Origin of the sequence: Leptospira perdikensis (genome assembly GCF_004769575.1) — a bacterium.
In the GTDB taxonomy this organism is placed as follows: domain Bacteria; phylum Spirochaetota; class Leptospiria; order Leptospirales; family Leptospiraceae; genus Leptospira_A; species Leptospira_A perdikensis.
Genome location: NZ_RQGA01000013.1, coordinates 1 through 21,202, shown reverse-complemented (window position 1 = coordinate 21,202; position 21,202 = coordinate 1). Strand labels below are relative to the sequence as shown.

16 protein-coding genes are annotated in these 21,202 nt (G+C 34.5%); 3 read left to right on the top strand and 13 right to left on the bottom strand.

Going from position 1 to position 21,202, the window contains the following annotated elements; all coding sequences use genetic code 11:
• Positions 1–56: 56 nt before the first annotated feature.
• Complete coding sequence (locus EHQ49_RS11050) at positions 57–467, top strand: DUF5329 family protein (protein ID WP_135579363.1); 411 nt, start codon at positions 57–59, stop codon at positions 465–467.
• Between the two features lie 166 nt (positions 468–633).
• Positions 634–1,809: a YncE family protein gene (locus EHQ49_RS11045; RefSeq protein WP_135579361.1), complete on the top strand. Its 1,176-nt coding sequence runs from the start codon at positions 634–636 to the stop codon at positions 1,807–1,809.
• A gap of 48 nt (positions 1,810–1,857) precedes the next feature.
• Here the strand turns inward: EHQ49_RS11045 and EHQ49_RS11040 are convergent, their stop codons facing one another.
• Complete coding sequence (locus EHQ49_RS11040) at positions 1,858–2,706, bottom strand: NAD(P)H-binding protein (RefSeq protein WP_135579358.1); 849 nt, start codon at positions 2,704–2,706, stop codon at positions 1,858–1,860.
• A gap of 147 nt (positions 2,707–2,853) precedes the next feature.
• On the opposite strand from EHQ49_RS11040, the gene EHQ49_RS11035 reads away from it, so the two are divergent.
• The gene (locus EHQ49_RS11035) at positions 2,854–3,750 is read left to right on the top strand and encodes an AraC family transcriptional regulator (protein WP_135579356.1); all 897 of its coding nucleotides are present in this window, start codon (positions 2,854–2,856) and stop codon (positions 3,748–3,750) included.
• Here EHQ49_RS11035 and EHQ49_RS11030 read toward each other — a convergent pair.
• From EHQ49_RS11030 to EHQ49_RS10975, 12 genes are all read right to left on the bottom strand, one after another.
• Entirely contained in the window at positions 3,718–4,587 is an 870-nt protein-coding gene (locus tag EHQ49_RS11030) for an RNA polymerase sigma factor (protein ID WP_135579354.1), read from the bottom strand. The two genes, EHQ49_RS11035 and EHQ49_RS11030, sit on opposite strands and share 33 nt — an antisense overlap.
• Positions 4,584–4,961: a DUF1304 domain-containing protein gene (locus tag EHQ49_RS11025; protein WP_135579352.1), complete on the bottom strand. Its 378-nt coding sequence runs from the start codon at positions 4,959–4,961 to the stop codon at positions 4,584–4,586. Before EHQ49_RS11025 ends, EHQ49_RS11030 begins: the two co-directional genes overlap by 4 nt.
• Positions 4,962–5,104: 143 nt before the next feature.
• Complete coding sequence (locus tag EHQ49_RS11020; RefSeq protein ID WP_244241451.1) at positions 5,105–6,604, bottom strand: hypothetical protein; 1,500 nt, start codon at positions 6,602–6,604, stop codon at positions 5,105–5,107.
• Positions 6,605–6,987: 383 nt separating this feature from the next.
• Complete coding sequence (locus EHQ49_RS11015) at positions 6,988–8,604, bottom strand: hypothetical protein (protein WP_135579348.1); 1,617 nt, start codon at positions 8,602–8,604, stop codon at positions 6,988–6,990.
• A 168-nt stretch (positions 8,605–8,772) separates the two neighbouring features.
• Complete coding sequence (locus tag EHQ49_RS11010; protein WP_135579346.1) at positions 8,773–11,655, bottom strand: efflux RND transporter permease subunit; 2,883 nt, start codon at positions 11,653–11,655, stop codon at positions 8,773–8,775.
• 2 nt (positions 11,656–11,657) lie between these two features.
• On the bottom strand, positions 11,658–14,735 hold the full coding sequence (locus EHQ49_RS11005) for an efflux RND transporter permease subunit (RefSeq protein WP_135579344.1): 3,078 nt from the start codon (positions 14,733–14,735) through the stop codon (positions 11,658–11,660).
• A 4-nt stretch (positions 14,736–14,739) separates the two neighbouring features.
• On the bottom strand, positions 14,740–16,248 hold the full coding sequence (locus EHQ49_RS11000; protein WP_135579343.1) for an efflux RND transporter periplasmic adaptor subunit: 1,509 nt from the start codon (positions 16,246–16,248) through the stop codon (positions 14,740–14,742).
• Between the two features lie 2 nt (positions 16,249–16,250).
• A complete protein-coding gene (locus tag EHQ49_RS10995) occupies positions 16,251–16,910 on the bottom strand; it encodes a hypothetical protein (RefSeq protein ID WP_135579341.1) in 660 nt (219 codons plus the stop codon).
• Positions 16,911–16,914: 4 nt separating this feature from the next.
• The gene (locus tag EHQ49_RS10990; RefSeq protein WP_135579339.1) at positions 16,915–17,550 is read right to left on the bottom strand and encodes a tetratricopeptide repeat protein; all 636 of its coding nucleotides are present in this window, start codon (positions 17,548–17,550) and stop codon (positions 16,915–16,917) included.
• Complete coding sequence (locus EHQ49_RS10985) at positions 17,547–18,146, bottom strand: hypothetical protein (protein ID WP_135579337.1); 600 nt, start codon at positions 18,144–18,146, stop codon at positions 17,547–17,549. The genes EHQ49_RS10990 and EHQ49_RS10985 overlap by 4 nt, the downstream gene beginning before the upstream one ends.
• Complete coding sequence (locus EHQ49_RS10980) at positions 18,143–19,876, bottom strand: Ig-like domain-containing domain (RefSeq protein ID WP_135579335.1); 1,734 nt, start codon at positions 19,874–19,876, stop codon at positions 18,143–18,145. Before EHQ49_RS10980 ends, EHQ49_RS10985 begins: the two co-directional genes overlap by 4 nt.
• On the bottom strand, positions 19,873–21,202 hold a 1,330-nt coding region (locus EHQ49_RS10975), incomplete at its 5' end, for a TolC family protein (RefSeq protein WP_135579333.1). The genes EHQ49_RS10980 and EHQ49_RS10975, both read right to left, overlap by 4 nt.

Sequence of the window (21,202 nt, the reverse complement as noted above, 5' to 3'; positions counted from 1 at the left end):
CATTCTAAAAGGTAGTTTTTTTGATTTTTCCTTAATAAGAAAAATAGGATGTGTTTATGAAAGATCGTCGTTTTATTTGGATTACTTTGTTTAGTTTTTTCTTGGTTACTCAGGAAATTCCACTTCTTTATGGAAAAACAAGTTCTTGTCCTCAGTTTACGGAAGATCAAAAGATTGAAAAACTTTTGGTTGGAGTCGGAAAATTACAGGGGAGTTTGATTCGTAATGGAGAAACTCATTCTGCAGAAGCGGCAGAGAAACATCTACGTTATAAATTAGAAGAAGCAAAAAAATCCTTCTTTGCTCCCGATCCTAAAGAATGGACCGCCAAACTATTCATTGAAAAAATTGCTTCGAAATCCTTCCTAACGGGAACACCTTATCAAATCAAATTTTTTGATGGAAAAGAAATTAAATCTAGAGATTGGTTACTCACTGAATTAAGTAAGATTGAATCCTGTTTATAATGTTCGGGTGTTCGAACATACTCTTTTGAAAAGATGTAGTAACTTAATTCATCCCTTGTTATGGATCGTTAGTGTTCATTTTCTGAAAAAAAATGACAAACAAAGGTTGTAAAAAATTAGAAACCTTTTAGAGTCATCTACCATGCCAAAAAACAAGGAGTAAACTATGATACGATTTTCTGTTGTTTATTTATTCATTCTATTTTTTGCCTTCTCACTTTTTGCACAAAAAATAGAATCTGAGTTTTCGTTCAAAACAGATTTCAATGTACGACCTACATTTGTAGAAGGGGACAGTCCATTTTTTGTCAACGGTGGTAAGTGGGTCTATTTGGGAAGGACTGCTGATTTTGACGAACCTGGATTGTATTTTTATGATACAGAATCCAAAGAGAAAATTTATCGTTCCGTTCCTTTGGAAATATATTACCTTGCCCATCCAACTGAATTCATCGGTCAGATAGAAACAAAAGGCAAACGTTTACCACTTACGATTTACGAGTTTTTATTTTATGATGAAGTGAATCATCGTGCTGGTTTTGTGATCGAAAATAAACATAGTTCGGTAAATACCAAAAGGTATTTTTTTATGGGTTGGAATTTGTCGACCAATACCATTGATGTGGTTGAACCAATCTATGAAATTGCAGAATCTGATAAAAAATCATTTGCCATCAGTTCCGTTGTTGGTTATTCACAAGAAGATAATGTAGGTTATTTTACTTTTGCGATAGATGCAGACTTAAAAGACAATGATTCAGTTGATGTGACTGCTTTTATTTATAAAATTCAAAATCAAAAATTAACAAAATTAAAAGAATACAAATCTAAATTTTATCCGTACACACCTGAATTTCATCCAGAATCCAAACAAATAGTGATCTCTTGTTATGCGGAATCGTTTCAAAATAGAAATCCAACGGGTTATTTATTCAAAATAGATTCAAATTCATTCCAGGAATTTTCGATTCCTTCCACTCCTTATGGAATTAGTTTCTCGAAAGATGGAAAATATTTATATATGGCTGCCGCTGATACCGGAGAAGTTCGTATGTATAATACTGAAAATCTTTCGGATGTGAAAAAATCAAAATGGGGGACTCATGGTCATAAGTTGGGATTTTGGAAAGAAGGAGAATTGGTTTGGGTTCGAAACTCCGGATTACATATCTATGATCCCATAACTTTAAAGCAGAAGAAAGTAATCCCTACTAAAAAATTCTATAAAAATAATGTGAATGTGAGCGGTTCTGTTTTTTTGCCATTTCGTAAATTGTTGATTCGAAATATCATGGAAGATGTGGCTGGCGGAGCCGCCAACCGCATCTTAATAGCAGATTAAAATTCAATCTTCCTTAAGGTAAAACAATGTCAAATCTGGTGTTTGGATTTATTTCCAAGCACCTGCATTTTCTTTTGCGTATTGGCTAAAGGAGATTGGATCTTTTCCGGTTAGAGTTTTTACAGTATCAACGATTGGAGATGAAAATCCATCTTTTAATGCACCGGCAATCATCACAAGAAAAGCAGCATAATCTTTAGAAAGTCCTGCAGATACAAGAGAAGACTCAAATACTTTCGGATCCACATCCACATATCCAATTTCTTTACCACTTACATTTGTTAAATGTTTTGCCACCTCAGAGTGGTCAATGGATTCAGACCCTGTTAAGGTAAATGCTTTGTTTTCGTTTTTAGTAGTTGTTAGAAGCACTGCTGCGACTGATGCAATGTCTTTTGCATCAATGAAACTTGTTTTTGCTGTTCCACCTGGAAAATAAATTTTGCCGTCTTGTTTGATGCCTGCAATCCAAAAGGTATGGAAGTTTTGCATAAACCAGTTGGGACGAATGATATTCCAAGGAATCCCTGCTCCTTCTAAAAGAATCTCTGTTTTGCGAAATGGAGCTTCTGGTGGTGCGTGATCCACACCCATGGCCGTCATTAACACTAATTTTTTTAAACCGACTTGTTTTGCTTTTTCAATCCATGGGGAAAGAATTTCGTATTGGTTGGTTTGACCTGGAGGGCTTAAAAAATAAGCGGCATCCACTTTTTCCAAAACTTCTAGACCTTTGTTTAGTTCACTAGAATCAGCAAACACCCAATGTAGGTTTGAGGAACTCTTTTGTGATTCCGGTTTTCTTGATCCTGCAAAGACTTCATGTCCTGCGTTTAATAATTCGGTTACGAGATGACCGCCAACGAGTCCAGAACCGCCATATACAAATACTTTCATAGTTAATCCTTGAATTCGGAAATGAATCCGTTATTGTTTCTCTATAATACGATAGAAAATCTAGACTGTCTATGTCATAAAATATTAAAAATATATCCAATCGTATAATTTGATAGACATTTGGTGAATATTGAGTAAAAAAGGGTTATGGATCTACTTTCTGACATTCTTGCCTCCGCCGGTTGGAAAAACGACCTACTTTCCAAGGGTCAAATTTTCGATAGTTTTGGGTTCCATTTCCCCTGTGAAAAAAGTGGTGGTTTTCATGTCGTAACACAAGGCAGCTGTTATGCGAGGATCGAAGGGACTACCATCCCTCTACACAAAGGGGACCTCATTTTTATCACTCGTGGGACCAATCACGAACTATTATCCGACCCAAAAGCAAAAGTAGTAACCATTGAACGTTTCTTAGGTGATAAAGAGATTCGGATCAAAAAAGAGAATCCTGTAACCACCTTTGTTTCTGTTCGTTATGAAGTTCCACCGGGTCCTATCCATCCCTTATTTTTGGAACTGCCTGAATACATTCATATATCATATGAAACCATCCAAGCCCATCATGCACTGGGGGATATCATTCAAATCCTTTCTCGGGAATTGGAGCTAAATCTTGGTACTGACTTGATCGTACAAAGGTTAACAGACATTTTATTGTATTATATGTTACGTATGTGGTTGAACCAACATATCGATTCACAAGCGGGATGGATCAAAGCTTTTCATGATACACAAGTATTGTATGCACTAGAAAAATTACACAACGGATATAGTAAAGATTGGACCATTGAATCCTTGGCAAAGGAAACAGGGATTTCTCGGGCCAATCTCGCCAACCGTTTCCGTGAAGTTCTCGGAATCCCTCCAATGGAATATTTAGCAAAACTCAGAATGGAAAAGGCTAAACAATTATTTCAAAAGGGTAATATGGGACTGGAAGAAATTGCACAAAACGTTGGTTATGCTTCTGCTTTTTCTTTTTCAAAAGCCTATAAACGAATTTATGGAAATTCACCGAGCCGAGAGTGGAAACGAGTTGTGTAATAACTTTCGGATATTGTCTAACTGATTTTTTTTTGGCAAATATTCGGGGTGGTTGCGAAATACTTCTGCGGCTTTTCTAATTTTAGAAGTGTCTGCCATCATCGGTTTTGTTTCTTTCCATCTCCCATCTAATTTCATTTGTTCCGATAGTTTGAGATAGGATTTGATCCTTCCTGCTCTTGTTGCATAACCAATTCGGTTTGGGCAATGGCAAGGGTTCTCTGCTTTTGTAAGACTACATTCTTTTCCAAGAAAGGTTTCCATTTGTTTTCTAGATCTAGATAACTTTTGGCGAAACGCTTCGGGACGAATACCCATTACAGAAGCCCCTTCTTCACTGGAAGTTTGGAACACTTCTCCTAAAAGATAGGCCATTCTGTAAGGTCTTGAAAGACCTTGTAACATAGAGTAGGTGCAAGCTACCTGGACATGCAAAACAAGTTCGGAAACTGGGGGTGAGGATTCTTCATCCATGGTTACGGTTGGAAATTCAGGAATTGTTTGGTAAGGGCGTTGTGTTCGGTGTAATTCTTCGCGGATGGCACTTAAGTGAACCTTTCGTCGTTCCATTTTTGATTTTTGTACATTGATCAAATGGTTACTGGCAATCCGGTAGATCCAAGTAGATAGTTTACTTTCTTTACGAAAGCCACCTAAGTTTGTAATCACTTTTACTAAAATTTCTTGGGTGGCATCTTCCGCATCTTCCGGGTTCCATAAAAATTTCAATGCTAAAGAAAACACCTTTGGTTGGAAAATTTGAATGAGTTCCTCCAAAGCATTTGTTTTTCCCGCAAGTGAACTTTCTAATAATAAAAGATGCGGATCGTCTATCATTTTGTTTTGTTTGTTATGTAGTGAACCACGAGTGCTAATAAAGCAGGTAATCCTTGTGAAAACAAAATGGAAAACTTAGCAGTTGCTGATCCATAAATTCCTGCGACTACCACACAAATCAGAAAAAATAATATGGTTTGGAATTTCTGTGTTTGGTCTTTGATAAAGAACAAAGCCCAAAAAAGACCTGCTGCTAAAAATCCATTATAAAGGCCTTGGTTTTTTGCTAACTTGGCTGTGATCTCTGCTGTTTCCGGTGTTAGTTGGAACACTTTCATTCCAAACTCGGTTTTCCAAAGGAACATTTCCAATACCAAAATGAACACATGTTCGACAGCAACAAATCCAGTCAGGATTAACGAAAGAAGTTTCATAGAATTCTCCTAAAGAACGGTTTTTCTATTGGGACAATTGATTTTACCGTTTGTGACAAAATGGGAAGAAAAAAATGAAAAAAATGTCCGTATTTTTCGTGAACCTGAATCACAAACGGGAATGAATTTTGTTTATAGAAACCCTAGGGTTCTTCGGTTGCCGGTTTTGTTTCCAATTCGAGGATTCCCTTTTCTGAAGAATATTCTATAATACTTTTCAGTCGGACCAATCTACCTTGGCAGGCTTCAGAAACAGATACTATATTTTGTAATAACTCGGTGGCTCCCGGAGGATCATTATTAAAACTAGTTTCATAATGAATCGATTGGTAATGTCCATTTGTTTCCGATATTGTTAAAGTAAATCTTTGGAATGGATTGATTCCATCACCTGAAGTGGGGATCGATAATCCAGTATAACGAGTTCCATTTGATAAAGAAAATCCAAATACTTTTAATGAACTTGTTTCTGTAATATAACTTAAAGTAGGTGGAATTTCTAATGAATCGATAGCCGTTGAACCTAGAAATTGATTCCAAATTAGATTCCCATTCCAATCAAATTTTGAAAAAATTGTATTTCTATAGCTAGTTGTACTTGGATAGAGTTGAAAAGGGTGAAAAGATGTTCCAAAATCGCCTGCACTCACTCCTGTTCCATAAATTCCGTCAGATCCGGATCGAATTTCTTGTACAGTTCCGATGGTATGACTCGGACTAATAGATCCAAGATAAGTTATATTAGTGATCGCAAAACTATTGATGGACAGTTTAGTAACTACAGGTCTTTTGTAATTGTATGCGGGTAGTGGGTGGCCAGTGTAACCTGTGAAATTATCTTCTGCACTGCCAGACAAGATGATGGAGTCACTCATTCCTAATATGGCATTATGTACCGATGTGTTTCCGTTAGATGGTAAATATCGTTGCCGTATGGGAACACCTTGTGCTGATATTACTGCCCATCCAATCTCTTCTTGGTTAGAATTAAATCCATTCGAAGAAACTTCCATCGTTGGAAATTCACCAAAGCCAACTGTATCAGCAATCGGTGATCCCACCCCTTTGCCTGTAAAAAATAAATGTATGCGATCAAGGCTATCAGTAACAAGGGAAAATCTAGATTCTAAAATAGAATTATCCGTTTTATCTAAATATGTACTCCAAATACGATTTCCATTCCCATCATAACGAACCATTATGAGAGAATTGGTATTTGACTTTGAAGAGATTGGATTTCCTTGCACAGCACTTTTGACATAGGTTGTAACGACTACATCACCATTGGATAATTCCGTAATTGGTGATGTATCTTTGCTATCGGAAGAAGTGACTAGTTGGCCGAGATAATCCAACCATTCAATTTGTAATGACCTTCCATTGACTAAAAATACAATCACATTCATGTCGGTGCCAGGAGTTCCCGAAAATGAAAAATTTTTTCCGGCAGTTTTTCCGTTCCATATTACTTCCTCAAAGACACCAGCTGTTACTAAAAAATTACCATTTTTAAGTTTCAATAATTTGTAAGGATAAGTTTTATATGTTCCTGTTCCCAAACGAACAAAACCTCTTAAATTTGGGTTACACAAACTTCGGAGATACTCTTCCCAAAGCCAAGTTTCTAAATAACTTTGGGACATTGGGTCTTTAGGATTGTTAAATTTAAGTTTGCAGTTGTTAAACTGCAAAAGGATCATGAAAAGAATAAGAAGTAAAAAAAACTTCTTTCCGAAATTTATAAGTTGTTTCATCGCCAAACTGAATTTCCTTTCTGATTAGAAAGGTTTTTTAGACCATAGTACTAGAAGTGGCGAATTTCTCAAGTCCTTTGTTTATGATATCCCTAAATGACAATCTATGATCTTAAAGATATTCTAATTTTTTGATTTGGGTAGTTTTTGTTATTCACTAAAAATTGAATATTCGATATTTTGAATGTATTGTTCATCAAAAATACACAATCGCTATTTTATCACCCGATTTTGGTATAAATCCTTGTAGGTGTAGTGGATATCTTTATGGATTATGGTTCTTCCGATGCGGGGACTGTCGAAATTTCAATTCTTCTTGCCGTAGAAAGTACGGAAAAAGAAGAAACCATAGTGTAAATGGTAACCATTCTTCCTGAACAAACCTCTGTTTGGTTCGAAATGAATCTTACATTGTTTCCACTGACATCAGAACTTCCTTCATACAATTGAATTTTTTGGAAGGCACCTGTAGGCGGATTCATTTTTACTTTTGCTTGGCCCAGTGCGTTTACAACTGTTCCTGATAGGATATCCGAAGAGATTCCTGTATACGGAGTTCCATTATCTACTGTTAGTAGGTTTCCTATAACCTCACCGCGAGCACTATTGTAGACAAAGTTTCCAGGAATCACATCTGGTACATTATAACTTGTTGTTCCTAAATATTGACTCCATAACAAATTGGTTGAGTCTCGATCTGGTTTTATGATTTGGTAATTCCTGCGACCAGAAGTTCCTTGGTAGGAGTGGATTGTATTTGGTGAAGAATCTGGTTGGTCTATCGTTCCTATCAAATAAACCTCTCCATTGGCAAACAGTGATTTTCGGAATTTGGAGGTTGTAGGAGTAAACGTTGGGCCATAATAACTGACGGAACCTAAATTGAGTGAAGAATTTAGTATCCCATAGAAACCTCTTGCTTCATTCAATCTGGGATGACCAGAAAATGATGTAAATTCATTGAAAGTTTCTCCACCTAACAAAAGTTTATCACCATAAGATTTAAATAAGTAGGTATCGGAAGAAGAACCTGGATTCGGTAAAAAATTCTGCCTAATTCCCACACCATTACCATCCACTAAGGCTAATCCAAGTTCTTTTTGGCTCGCAATTGTAGAGTTGGAACTTGTGGAGGGTGCTGGCAATCCGGGAAAACTAAGGCCCGTGGAATCAACTGTTGGAGTGGATGCTTCCGATTGACCTTGGTACACAATGGCCATTTGACCAGAAGGGGTGATGGTCATTGCATAATTATTAAAATTAAACCTTGTATTGTCTTTGTTTGCATATCCTTGCCAAATGATTTCACCGGAATACTGGTTATATCTCGATAGAAAAAATGCGAGTGTACCTGATTTTGCATTTAATGTATTGGTCCGACCAGTTCCATTAACCACTGCAAAAAATCCTAAATCGCCATTGGGAAATTCGTCTACTGAAATAGTTTCTGTCATTGGCCAACTATCTACCCCATAACTCATCTCTCCAATATAGTCCAACCAGAGAATCCGAGAAAAAAATTTATCAATCACAAGTACTACTCCGTTTAAGGCTGCGTTTTGGTGATTGTTATGAATTCCATTCGAGCTCCCATTCCAAACTAAAGGTTCTTGGGTCACTGCAGTGATGACCACATTTCCACTCTTTAGGGCTTTGACGGAAAGTGGGATGATCAAAGTATTTCCCGTTCCCAATGGAAAACTTCCACGAACATTCGGAGCACATAAAGAATTCAGATAGGCATTCCAAATGGCTGTTTCAAAAAAACTCCGGGACCTTGGGTCGCTGGGATTGTTTAAGTCCAGTTTGCAATGACTGAAGGAAAAACTGAAAACGAGAAAATGAAAAAATAGAAAACTAAAAGTATAAATTCGATTTTGTATGACCATGATCTTTCCAAATCCATCCTATGGAAATCTAGATGGAAATTAATTATTGAATTCCCGAATCTAAAAGAGAACAGGAGTTTAATGGATTCACAAGTCATTTGTGGGTTGAGGAAAGAAAAATTCTTGGGGAATTGCGAGGGGGTTGGCTAAAGAATAAGATTTTTTTATCTAGTTGCTTATCTTCGGCAACTGCTTTATATCTTTCTTTATTCTATCCATTACTCCTCCCCAGCTTTTTAGCGAATTTTCCAATAACCATCGTCTGGAAACTTGCAAATAAAAACGTTTGCTGAATAAATAGATCAAAATTGTGTTTAAAACTAACGCCAGAGAAAAAAATATCGGCGGCACTAGCATATTAATCATAAGGGTAATAAAAAATAATTCCCGAAGAATTCTCATCGTTAGAATAGCTTTCCCCAGAGAACGTTCCAAAGCAAATCCAGTTAAAAAACCCAACTGAAGATAGAATCCGAAGCTGGATTGATGAAAGTAAATCAATAGGAAAAAAAAAGGAAAAAAATGAAAAATTTCACGATAGGAAACGAGCAGGGATAGCGATTTTTCCCTCTTAAAATCAAAAACGAATGCGGAAGCGAGGATTAATAGGAAAAAAACGCGTAAAACTATATCTCTTAAATTTTTATTTTCTATGTCTCTATATTCTCTAACTCGATAACTAATGTCAGAATTTAATTCTGAAAATACTGAGTCCAATAAGCTTTTGGTAGCTTTAGGTTCGAAGTCTGTTTGAACCGCAAATGACAGAACCCTTGCTCTATTTTTATGATAAATTTTAGATGGAACTTTTTTTATTTTAATTTCAATGATTTGCTCAATTGGAACGAAACCTTTGAAAATATTTTTAACTTTATATATGTTGAGATCGCGGACGCTTTTTCTAAATGTTTCATCGTAGCGTACTCGAATATCGACTTCCTTGTTTTCAAGAAATATCTTAGAAGCAACCCCTCCTTGAATGGCAGTTCTAATTTGTTCGCCAAATTCTGAAATCGAAATCCCTGAATGGGTAAATTTATCACCCCTATAGATAAGTTCTAGTTCTTCTCTTGAAGGCTTAAACCGCAGCGTGACATCTTCAATTCCTTCTTTTTCTTTTAATTTACGTGTAATTTCAAAGACTAAATTTTCCAGGGTGTCTAAATTTGGTCCGCTTAAATCATATGCATATTCATTCAATAATGGAGCTTCCAAATCGTTAATGAAATGCAAATAAGCTTCCTCTAGATTTCCTACACTCTTTTTAAGTGAAATAAGAAGGCTCTTTTGTATCTTAGTGTTTTCTTTAAATTTGATGATCAAAAAAGATCGATCCGATTCTACTTTACTAATTACATCGTTAATGTTTTCATTCTTTTTTAGCTTCTCTTCAACACCTTTCGTAATCTGATTCGAATAATCGAAAGACGTTCCTGCTGGAAATTCCAAGACAGCTGATAGTTCAAATCCTTCGTTCTCAAGTTTGCTTGAAAAATCACTATTTAGAAAAAAAAAGAAACCTAAAATAGAAAGAAAGATTACACTTGCGGGAAAAATATAGAAATTATTTAAATATTTTTTTTTAGATTTTGTGATTTTTTGAGTCGTCTTCTGTTTGAACTCTTTCACCACAGTTTTCAACTTTGTCAGTTTATTCCATTTCGAGCTGGTCATCTGCTTTTTTTTTGGAATGTCTTTGCTATAGATCAGTAATACTAAAAATGATAATATAAATAAGATATAAAATTCAAAATATTCCTTAACGAGGATTGTATCTAGATAGGAAATGATAAATATTATGCTTAGTGTTGTAATGGTAAAAATGGTAAAAAAAATACGAACTAAGCTTTCTTTTTTTAATCTTAAATGAGTATTATATAAATAATATAAAATTAAACTCAATAAAAAAGAAGTTAAGGAAACTTCGGTTACTTTCATTTTGAATAAGATAATTAGAAAAAAAATATAATTTATTGATAATGTAATAATGATTAGAAAAAATTTAATGTTGATTGTTTTGAAATAAAATTTAAAGCGAATGGAGAAAAATATAGCAAGAGAGAATAAGATAATCGCAGATGATTTTAATCTAGAAAAGAGATCGCGAGAAAGATCTGTATGAATGAAATAGTCAACGTCCTCTCTTAAATAGCTGTTTATAGTATTTTTAATTTGATCAGAAAGTAAAACTATGCTTGAATCACTAGTTCCGTAGATGAAAATACTAGCTTTTTCTTCGCCGTTGATTCGGGAAATTAAACTGCTTTCTCTTGGTTTTCTTGAAACATTACAAACATCCTTAACTAATATTCCCTTCCCATTTTCTTTTACAAGAAGAGGGGTTGTTTGAATATCAAAAATGTTTTCATATTTGCCATTTAACGAAATTCCTCGTTCTAGCTTGATAAAATTAGAATATAAATGTCCAAGTAAAAAATTCTTATTGAGATCTTGTATTTTATTTACCACATCTAAAAGGCTAATTTTATAAGATTCCAGTTTGAAAGGATCACAAGAAACTTGAATTTCTTCCAGTTCTCCTCCAGCAATCTCAACTAGATTGATTCCATCAAGGGCAGACAAACTCGGCTTAATTTTGTTCTCTAGATATAATCGTAGGTCATTTATGGAAAGTGTCTTACTTTCAAAAGATGCAATGTAAATTGGCTTTTGAGCAGGATCATATCGTAAAATGTGGGGTTTATGGAACTCTTTCGGAAAATTTGCAGATACTAAGTCTAGTTTTTCCCTAATCTCAATAGATTTAGTTCTAAAATCTATTGAATCTTTGAATTTCAAATATATGTTCGACTTCCCAACTTCAGAGACGGATCTAATTTCATCAATTCCTCCAATGTTGGAAAGAGACTTTTCGATTGGAAATGTTACTATCTCTTCTACCTTAAACGCATCCGCACCTGTAGCATCAACTTTCACCAAGATACCATTAAACTCGCGTTCACGGTTTGGAGAATAGTTTATCTTACTTATACCTAATACTCCAAGTAAAGAGCATACCAACATTACCATAAAATAAAGTTTAGGTTTCAAACTTAACTCTGTGCTTTTTTTCTGAAGTAAATATAGAAGAATAAAGGAACTAGTAATAAAGAAGCAAAGGTCGAAATAATGAGTCCAGAAATGACAACTATACTGAGGGGAAATTGAAATTCTGTTCCGAATCCAAGCCCGAAAGCAATCGGTAACATTCCAAAAATCGTTGTTGAATTGTTCATAAGGACGGGTCGAAATATTTCTTGAGCTGCTAATAACACGGAATCTTTAATTGAAGAATTTGTTTTACTATAAATTGAGAAATACTCGTAAAAAAGTGAGGCATTGTCTACTAAAACTCCAATAAGTAAGATCATACCTATAAAACTGCTGACGTTTAAACTAGATCCAGAGAGAAGAATGAACGGAATGGTTCCTGCCAATATTAAAGGGGCAGATAGCAACATAATAAAAGAAATGGCAAATGTTTCAAATATGCCACTTAAGACCATGTAAACAATAACTGTAGAAAGAAGGAGAGTCAAGAGTAATTCGATCATCGCAGTTTCTATTTGTCTGATTTCATCAGAAGGTAATAAAGAAAAATCTTTTCGATTTATTTCTGATTTAAAAATTTTTAGAATCTCTTCTCTCGTAGAGGAATCACCATCTTGTAAACGAATGTAAACATTGTTTACTATGTTACTTCCAACTCTTTGAATAGAAGGATAAGATGTTGATTCTCTATATTTGACTACATTGTTAAGTGCTATATTTTCACCGCTTCTAGTCAACAAACGTAGATCTAGAAGATCTTTTGTTTCTTTTAGGTTCGTGTCTTTTAAATGGATTCTAATATCCGTTTCGCTGGAACTAACTTTATACTTGGATACATCCTCACCTCGTAGACTAATCTTAATTAAATCTGCAATGTTTTGATTCAATAATCCGAAGCTAGCTAATTTCAACTTGTCGGACTCTATGAGTAGCTCAGGTTCTTGAGTATCCATTCCTAATCTTACAAAAATTACCTTTGGGTTCGACTCTAATTTTTTTTTTAAGTTAAGTCCGGCTTCTGAAATAGCTAAAGGAGAATCGCCGGTAATTTCTAGATTGATGACATCCCTTCTAAACAGAACTAATTGACTTAATAGATCTCCTTTTTCTTCAATCCAAAGTTTTATGTTTGTTAATTCAGAATTTTTATGTAGATTTGATAAAATTTCAGAAATTAAATAAATTTCATCTTCTTCCAAAGAAAACTCTATTTGGATTATATATTTTTCTTTTTGCAGATTAGGGTTTTTCAGAATTTCGATTTCATCTCTGCTAACAATTGTGAAATAATCCTTTTTTATCTTTTGTTTAAATTCTTTTTCTAATTGGAATGATTTTTCGTTCATCACCTGTAGAGGCGTACCCTTGGGAAACTCCCCTCGCAATACGTATCTCCCGCTACTAATTTTTGGCAAGAAATCCAAATCGAGAAAACTAAGCGAAAATAAAGCCAATGTTAGTGCGAATGTTAGCGGAATTAAAATTTTAATTGGTTGTGGTAGAAGATTCTGTAGGAATCGTGTATACTTTTGTTTTATTTTATCTTCATTGAAAATACGATATAATAGAAAGTTTTCCCCGTTATTATTTTTCCTAAATTTATATAAAATCAAGGTGCTTACAGGCAAAAAAGAAAATGAGATTAGGTAACTTACTAAAATAATTATGATAATTGAGAAAGCCATCTCGGAAAATAGTATTCCAACAAGGCTTTCTAAAAAAATTAAAGGCAAAAAGACTATTATCGTGGTTAAAGTAGCAGAACTTACTGACCCAAATACCTCAACAACACCGTCAATCACTGCCTCAGTTAAGTTTTTTCCTATTTGAAGATTTCGTTCAATACCAGATAAGACAACGTTACTCGAATCAAAGAGCATTCCTATGCCGATTGCGAGACCGCCCATACTCATAAGGTTTAATGAAATTTCTAAAAACCTAAAGACTAATATGCTTGAAATAATTGATAATGGTATAGTTATAACTAAGAGTGTAGGGCTGATTGTGTTCTTAAGAATGATTAACAGTGAAAGATATGCGAGAAAAGCCCCTATCGCTAAGCTAAACATTAAGCTATTGATTGATGCTTCAATGTAGTCCGATTCATTAAATATAATTTCATAATTTAGAAGGTCGCCAAAAATATCATTTTGAGCTTTTATTATCTCTTTAATATCCTTTGATAGAATAAAACTGTTTCGAGAAGATTCTTTGTATAAGCTTAAAATGACAGCGTCTTTCCCATTGTGTCTTACATAGCTTTGTTTTCTTTTATAAACCTCATTAACTTCTGAAATATCTGATAGGTAAAAGTGCTCAAAGTTTTGAGTAGATCCAATAATTAGATTTCGAATATCTTCCACACTTTCAAATTGTGATTTAGTTTTTATCAATAGTTCTTTGTTACCAAATGGTAATTGACCGGCAGGAATATTCTTATTTTGACTGATTATTTTATGTTTAATTTCGTCAATGGAGGTCTTATAAAAATTCATCTTTTCTGGATCAATTTCGACTAGTATTTCTTTCTTATATCCTCCCGAAATTTGTACACTTCCTATTCCTTCCACTCTCTCAAAGTAGAATAGAACATTCTCTTCTAAATACGGTCGAAGTTTTCTTTCATCTTCCGAATTTTTGAAAGTAAATGCAATTTGCATAAATGGACTTTCGCCAGGATTAAAACGACTAATTAACGGCCTTGCCGCTTCTCTCGGTAATAGGTCTCGGATTTGATCTAACTTTTCTCTAATTTCAAGAGTGGAAATAGCCAAATCAGTTCCGTATTTAAAACGAATTCGGACTATAGAAAGGCCTTGGCAGGAATCAGATTCAATTTGTTCAATTCTTGGAACTGTATTCAAAGTATCGGTAAGATACTTCGTTACTAAGTTTTCAACTTCAACGGCGGAAGAATTTTCAAATTTTGTTAAAATGGTTAAACGTGGATATTCAATGTTTGGTAGTAACGCAAACTTTATCTGATTAAAAGATATAATGCCAAAAATTAAAACTAAACCAGCAGCCATAAATACTGCAATAGGTTTATATAGTAATGCAGTAATAAATTTTCGAATCATTGGATTAGTTGTTTGAAAAACTTATCTGGGCACCGTCAAAGAGTTTGTTTAAATTAGATGTGGCAATTAAGTCTCCTTCTTTGAGCCCTTTTTTTATTATTGCTGATTCTTCTAGCTTTTCATCTAGTTCTACCTCTACCCGGAATACTCTTGAGTCTTTAACAATAAAGACATGGCCGGATTTTTCATCTCTTGGAATAAGGGAATTTAATGGAATTTGAATTGCTCTCTTTACTTCACCCACAATGGTTTCGGATCGAACAAACATACCTGGGCGAAGCATGTTATCTGAATTGGCTAATTCGATTTTGATTTCTGAAGTATGGGTCTTCGGATCAATTGCTGGATTGATCCTTTTAATCTTACCTGTGTACTTTCTGTCAGGTATTGAGTCTATTGTTATATAGTTATCTTGTCCAATTCGATATTTTTGAATGTCTTTTTCGTTGACAGCAAGAATGACTAGCAACTTCCTTACGTCTATGATCGTAATGATGGGATTAGGCATTCCTGTTCCGGAGTTTATTAACTCTCCTTCGGAACGATTTACCTTTGAAACCAATCCTTCCATAGGTGAAGAAACTGTAGCCTCTTTAATCAGCATTTCAGAAGCTTGAATATTCGCTGCAGCGACCTCAATGTTTTTTTCAGCTACTTCAATTTCGGAACGTTCAATTTTTGTATTAATTCGTTTTAGTAGCTTTAATCTTTCAGAAAATTTAATCGGAACTACATGACCATCATTAATAATATCTTCATCTCTCATTCCAAGAGAAATAGCTTCAAAATCTCGCTCAGCAGTTTCGAATGCGATGGTTCTATTTCGCAGCTCTAAGCTTATATTTTCTAATTCTTCTTGGCTTATTACATTATTTTCAAATAGCTCTTTCTTTTTGTTAAATATCTCTTGAATTCGATTTAACTCGGATTTTGTTTTTTGAACAGAAAGTTTTCTTTTCTCTATTTCATACCATTTTACTTCAACATTTCGTTCAGCATTAGAAAGTTTTTCTTTCGACAATCGAAATTGAGCCTTCGCAGTTTCAACTGCCGCTTTCTGTTTTATGAGATCAAGCTCATAGGTTAAACTATCCAACTTAAGCAATTTTGAGCTAACTTTTACTTTATCTCCTTCTTGGACAAAAATCTTTTCTATGCGACCACTAACTTTTGAATATATGTCCGTTGACTGGATCGGTTCAAGAATTGCTGTGTTCTGAATTTTTGGATAGTATTCTGATTCTTTCAGTGAAAGCACTGAAATAAAGATCATGTCACCTTGTTCAGATGTTTCAGCCTTTTGGTCATTTTCTTTATTGTTGTACCGTTCCAGATGATAAACGATTGACAGTTTCTTTGAATATAGTATTTTACTTACAGCGGGAATTCGGGCTCTAAAGTCTTGCCAGGTAAAATTTGAATATGCTAACATGATTAGCAAATAGGTTAATCCGCTAATTACAAATTTACTGAAAAAAGGAATATTTTTTAAGAACTCATAAATTGATTTCATTTTTAATTAAAAATGACCCCAAACATAAAGTTTAAAACTAAATAAAATGGGATTGTCCAAACAATTGCACTTCGTCGTCTGGGCTGACCAAAAATCATTTCGTTATCAATAATATAATTTCTGACAGAAAGAATATAAGATGCGAATGCTAAAATGATCCATGACGAAACGAGTAAAGAGGTTACAAATTGTCCTGAATTTTCATTGATTGGGAAAACACTATTCACAATCAAAACAATTGGGAAAACGGAAAATGCTGTAGCTACACTTCTTAAACTAATTGCTAGATGAACTGGAAATTTTCTTTTTTCTGTTTCCAAAAGGAATGAAATCAAATATGAAATTAAGATCATTAAGATTGAGAAAATGATCAGGGAAAGGTAAATATAAAGAACATTCCCGGGATATGTATTTAAATACTTCAATGTTGTTCCCGAATTTTTTGCACTCAGGTCAGCGATCACTTTGTCGTTATATTTCTGGTATACGGAATACTTTATAATAAAGAAAAAAAAGTATAAAAGTAAATACATCCCTGAAACTAAGAGTAAATTTCTTAATGCGTTCTTAGTTAAGTGTGTCGGTTCAATGTTTTCAATGCGCTGAGTTGGCCAAATTATTTCTTTATATCGAATATACACAGTTCTTAGTTTATTAATCATGATTTTATTTCCTTTTAATCTTTATTTTGTTTAATATATTTTCTTTAATGGATTTCACTTCATTTAAAGGTGAGCCCGTAATTTTTTTCGCAAGATTTTCATGTAAATCTGAATTCTCTTTGAGGCCTAGATGTTTATAGATTTTGCTAAGTTCTATGTGGGCGGTATGGATGCGATCGGTTTCGGATAAAACGCGGTTGTATACCATGATTGCATCGGAAGTCTTATTGTGGATAGTGTATACTTTACCAGCCAACAATAAGGCGTCCAAATTGGATGAATCCAATTTCAACATTTTTTCCACTAAAGGAAGTAGTTCGCCCCTCTTTTCCGGGTTTAATAGGAAAACTCTAATCTTGTAAACTAACGCCTGTTGTGTCCATCGTCCACTTTCTAGTGCCGAATCAATTAGCTCAAGGCATTCTTGGAAATTTCCTCGATAGAATTCAATTTTGATCATGTGTAGGTCTACATCTTCGAACTCAGAATCATCACTGTATATTTCTTTGAAAATTTTGGAAGAATTAGACAAGTCCCCTTGCAAAAAATAGCCTTTTGCTAATAAGTATTTTTGAAAATTGGTCTCTTGCGAATTGCCACATCCAATTAATAAAAGTAATACTATGAAAGGAATTTTCATTTATTTATGACCTGGGGAACTTTTTTGATTACATCTGTTACCACTTCGGATACATCTTCAGAACTAATCTCTGAGGATGCTTTCTTCTTTGAAGAAATTGCAGCTACTAACATACCTTCAGAATTGGATAAGGTTATATAGGCAATTATTTCACTTAGCGAATTGGTCTTGAATTCTTCCTTATAGATGTGTAATTTTCCTTGCAAAAAATAATCAAAATTTCTTTCTTTCCCTAACTCGGCGATATAATTTGAATCCAACATATCGGAAGTAAAAACTCTTTCATTTTGTTCACCTGCGGCCTTTAGAATCATGTTTTTGAAAGCCGACTTAGTCTCTTCTTTTCTGATCAAGATGGGATCATAATTAGTCTCGAAAACGTCTACGCGGTATCCTTCTTTCATCAATTCAATCACAGTAAAGTCTTTTGCTAATTTTCCTAAATTCATTGATTGAACGTTTGTTTTCTGTTTGAAATCACCTAATAGAATTTTTTTATTTCCTTGTATCGGATTGATTGCATAATTTAGATTATCACGAGGAGATTTGCAGAAAACAAATGCATAAAGTCCGGCGATTGTTAGTAACAACCTCATTTGGCCTCCATTGTAAAATTAAAAGTAGATTGTAGGGATGCACCCATAGTATCTTTAGCGGAAGTATCCACTGTAATCATATAAAAAGGAAAACCAGACGGAGTATCATCTGATCTTAACAAGTTAAAATCGCCAGACGTTGAAGCATTTCCAAATACTGGTCCGTTACAAGATGCTTCTTGCTCTGCAAAAGCTAACTCTAAAACACGACATCCGAAAGGAAATGTGGCTTGGCAATCTCTCCACACCCAAGAAGATAATTGCACAATTGTAGAAGGTGGAGACATTCGACGTAGCCTAATGGCATTTAAAGTAGTATTCATATCCATGTATTTCGAAAAAATTATTTTGAAATTATCGGTATTAACATCTGCACAGGAAGATAGACCGGATCCAGTATCCCCGGATCTAAAATAATAGGAAGTTGGGCCGAGTATAGGCAAACTATTGTCCCAAAAACATTGAGGCAACAACCAGTTTCCACCAGTTGCAGAGCCTGTTCCTGGAAAAGAATTGGAACAGCCTTGCGAAACTACACCTACTGATTGAACCACTGGTGCATCGCCAATCGCTCCACCTGCTATAAAACTATAAGAAACATTTTGACTTACATTAATTTCGTTAGCCGATATAGCATTTTTAGTAATAGTAATCGTATATCGAATTCCGTAGGAAAATTTTGCATCAGGAGTAAAAGTAAGTCTAGTATCACCGACTGACCAAAGGAATGTTCCTGTTAAGGAAGGTGAAATGGAAACTGATGACTCTGTAATCGAACGATTCATGGGTCTATCAAAATCAATGACAATTGGATTATTGATTGGATTTCCTAAACAACCATTTGTGACGGAGGTTACTAGTATATTTGTAATGGTTCCTATACCTGCTAAACAATCTGCTAAAGTGCCATTTGTAATGGTCATACTTGTAACCGTTGGTACAAGATTTTCCGATCCGACCAAAAAACTCTTGAAAACAGGTGAAAGAAGGCGGTTGTTCAGAGAATCCGAAGCAGATGCAGAAATGGAAACAGAGTACCTTATATTCCCATTCAATGGTCTATCAGGAATTATTCTTAATGACGTTGAGGATGACCAAACAAAATTTGCAGAAATATTCGGCGTAATTTGAATTGCCGATAAAACAGAACTTTGATCCATCGGCCGGTCAAAGATCACTTCAATTTCGTTAATCGTCGGACTGCCCATACAAACGTTGATATAGTCAGAACTTAGAATGTTAACTCGCGCTGCTGTGCCAGCATTACAAGCAGCAACAGTACCAGCAGATACAAATATTCCTGTTACTTGCGGATTACTTCCTGCGTTAACTGCTTCACCCACAGAAAAATTTGCTGAGAATACATCTTTTAAATCAATTCCATCTTTCGATTCACAGTTCTTGGTAATTGTATAAGTATATGATCCGTAAGGTAGGAGTGAACTTGGTGTAAATTTCAATGATAGATCGGAAAGATCAAAAAATCCAAGTGTGTTTGGAGTCATTGAAAAACTTTGAACGCAAGTATTGATATTCATTGATTTTGAAAAAAGGACCGAAACACTTACATTTCTCTCTAAATTTTTTTCACCCATTGTTGGCGAAGCGTAAACAATTTTTGGAGAGCCATCATCATCGACAAATGTTAATAACGAATCCAAACTTTTTCCATTTGGATTACAATAGCTAAATGCGGCTAACAATAATAAGTTATAAATGATAAACTTCATTTTTTATCTACCTTACTAGAAACTTCAAAGTATCCAGACTTCATCAGTTCGTTAAAAATTGAATTTCCTTTCGATTTCTCTTTTCGAACAAGTAGAAGTTCTTCATTGCTTACACCTAAACTGTAAGCTAATTCATATGTAGATTCAATATATGTAGAATAACCTAAACATAAATCATCTAAAGATCGTAAGAGCTCTGATTCGTGATTTAGCAATTCTGCTGGTTTCATAAAACCCCGATCAAACTTTAACAAGGCTGTTTTCCATGCCTCAGCATTTTGATAGAATTTTGCATTGGAGATCCGAATCACTTGCCAACTTTCATTGAGTTTTTCTAATGATTTATAAATCTCAGCCTCTAATGTAATCTCAAGATTCCTTTGGTTTCTGATCGCATCGGAGAGTGTTATTTGGCCTTCATAAATTTTTCTGCTATAACTTAAATCATCAAAAAGATTGAAATTTGTGCTATTAAAAGCATTTTCCCCTCTTCCAACGAATTGGGGTCCAAACCCTGGGATTCTTTGAATACCAGTACCATCAGTTTGTACTCCGGAATTCAAACTTGATTGATTCGTCGTACTACCTAACTGCGTTTGCAATCCAATATTGAACCCAAAAACATCATTTTGAACGGGAAGAGGGCCATTAATATTTTTACCATAATAGCCACCAAAAATAACTTTTGGTTTCCAATAGGAATCCAAGATTTCTTGTCGAGTTCGAAGGTTTTCAATCGCTAGTTTACTTTTTTTCAACTCCGGCTTTTGTAATAGGTATTCGGATATATTAATTAATTCTGAAGGTTGAAAAAGAATGTAGTCTTCCAGTATTGAATCTTTAGGTATAAGTTTTACAGTTAAAGGTAAATTCATTTGTTTTTTTAGGTCAATTTCGGCCAACCGTATTGACGAAGAAGCTTTCAAAGACATTAATTCTATGTCTCTGATCTTAGATTCCAATTCCAAACGCTCAAGTTCAGTATTGAAACCTGATTTTGATTCTAATTCTGAATCAATTTGCAATTTATTGATTCTATCCAGAGTTTTTGATAACATACTATGTTTAAACTTATTACTTAAAAATTTCAAGTATGCCTTTTGGACTTCTAAAGAAATTTTGTTCTTTGTAATATTCCAATCTTGATTGTTTAATAATTCTTGTAATCTTGCTGACTCTATTTCGTGGAAGTTTTCGCCACCATCATAAACTAATTGGTTTAATTGAATACGAATATCATTGTATTGGCTATCCGGCTGATTGATATTTGTATTCTTTAGTCCAAAGTAACTAATACCAACTCTTGGTAAATAATTTCGCCATTTT

What these genes read in the sequence shown, in the direction of transcription:
- EHQ49_RS10995 (WP_135579341.1), bottom strand. Translation starts at nt 16,910, where the DNA reads ATGATTAATAAACTAAGAACTGTGTATATTCGATATAAAGAAATAATT.
- EHQ49_RS11045 (WP_135579361.1), top strand. Translation starts at nt 634, where the DNA reads ATGATACGATTTTCTGTTGTTTATTTATTCATTCTATTTTTTGCCTTC.
- EHQ49_RS11000 (WP_135579343.1), bottom strand. Translation starts at nt 16,248, where the DNA reads ATGAAATCAATTTATGAGTTCTTAAAAAATATTCCTTTTTTCAGTAAA.
- EHQ49_RS11020 (WP_244241451.1), bottom strand. Translation starts at nt 6,604, where the DNA reads ATGTCCCAAAGTTATTTAGAAACTTGGCTTTGGGAAGAGTATCTCCGA.
- EHQ49_RS11015 (WP_135579348.1), bottom strand. Translation starts at nt 8,604, where the DNA reads ATGGTCATACAAAATCGAATTTATACTTTTAGTTTTCTATTTTTTCAT.
- EHQ49_RS11025 (WP_135579352.1), bottom strand. Translation starts at nt 4,961, where the DNA reads ATGAAACTTCTTTCGTTAATCCTGACTGGATTTGTTGCTGTCGAACAT.
- EHQ49_RS10980 (WP_135579335.1), bottom strand. Translation starts at nt 19,876, where the DNA reads ATGAAGTTTATCATTTATAACTTATTATTGTTAGCCGCATTTAGCTAT.
- EHQ49_RS11035 (WP_135579356.1), top strand. Translation starts at nt 2,854, where the DNA reads ATGGATCTACTTTCTGACATTCTTGCCTCCGCCGGTTGGAAAAACGAC.
- EHQ49_RS10985 (WP_135579337.1), bottom strand. Translation starts at nt 18,146, where the DNA reads ATGAGGTTGTTACTAACAATCGCCGGACTTTATGCATTTGTTTTCTGC.
- EHQ49_RS11050 (WP_135579363.1), top strand. Translation starts at nt 57, where the DNA reads ATGAAAGATCGTCGTTTTATTTGGATTACTTTGTTTAGTTTTTTCTTG.
- EHQ49_RS11005 (WP_135579344.1), bottom strand. Translation starts at nt 14,735, where the DNA reads ATGATTCGAAAATTTATTACTGCATTACTATATAAACCTATTGCAGTA.
- EHQ49_RS11030 (WP_135579354.1), bottom strand. Translation starts at nt 4,587, where the DNA reads ATGATAGACGATCCGCATCTTTTATTATTAGAAAGTTCACTTGCGGGA.
- EHQ49_RS11040 (WP_135579358.1), bottom strand. Translation starts at nt 2,706, where the DNA reads ATGAAAGTATTTGTATATGGCGGTTCTGGACTCGTTGGCGGTCATCTC.
- EHQ49_RS10990 (WP_135579339.1), bottom strand. Translation starts at nt 17,550, where the DNA reads ATGAAAATTCCTTTCATAGTATTACTTTTATTAATTGGATGTGGCAAT.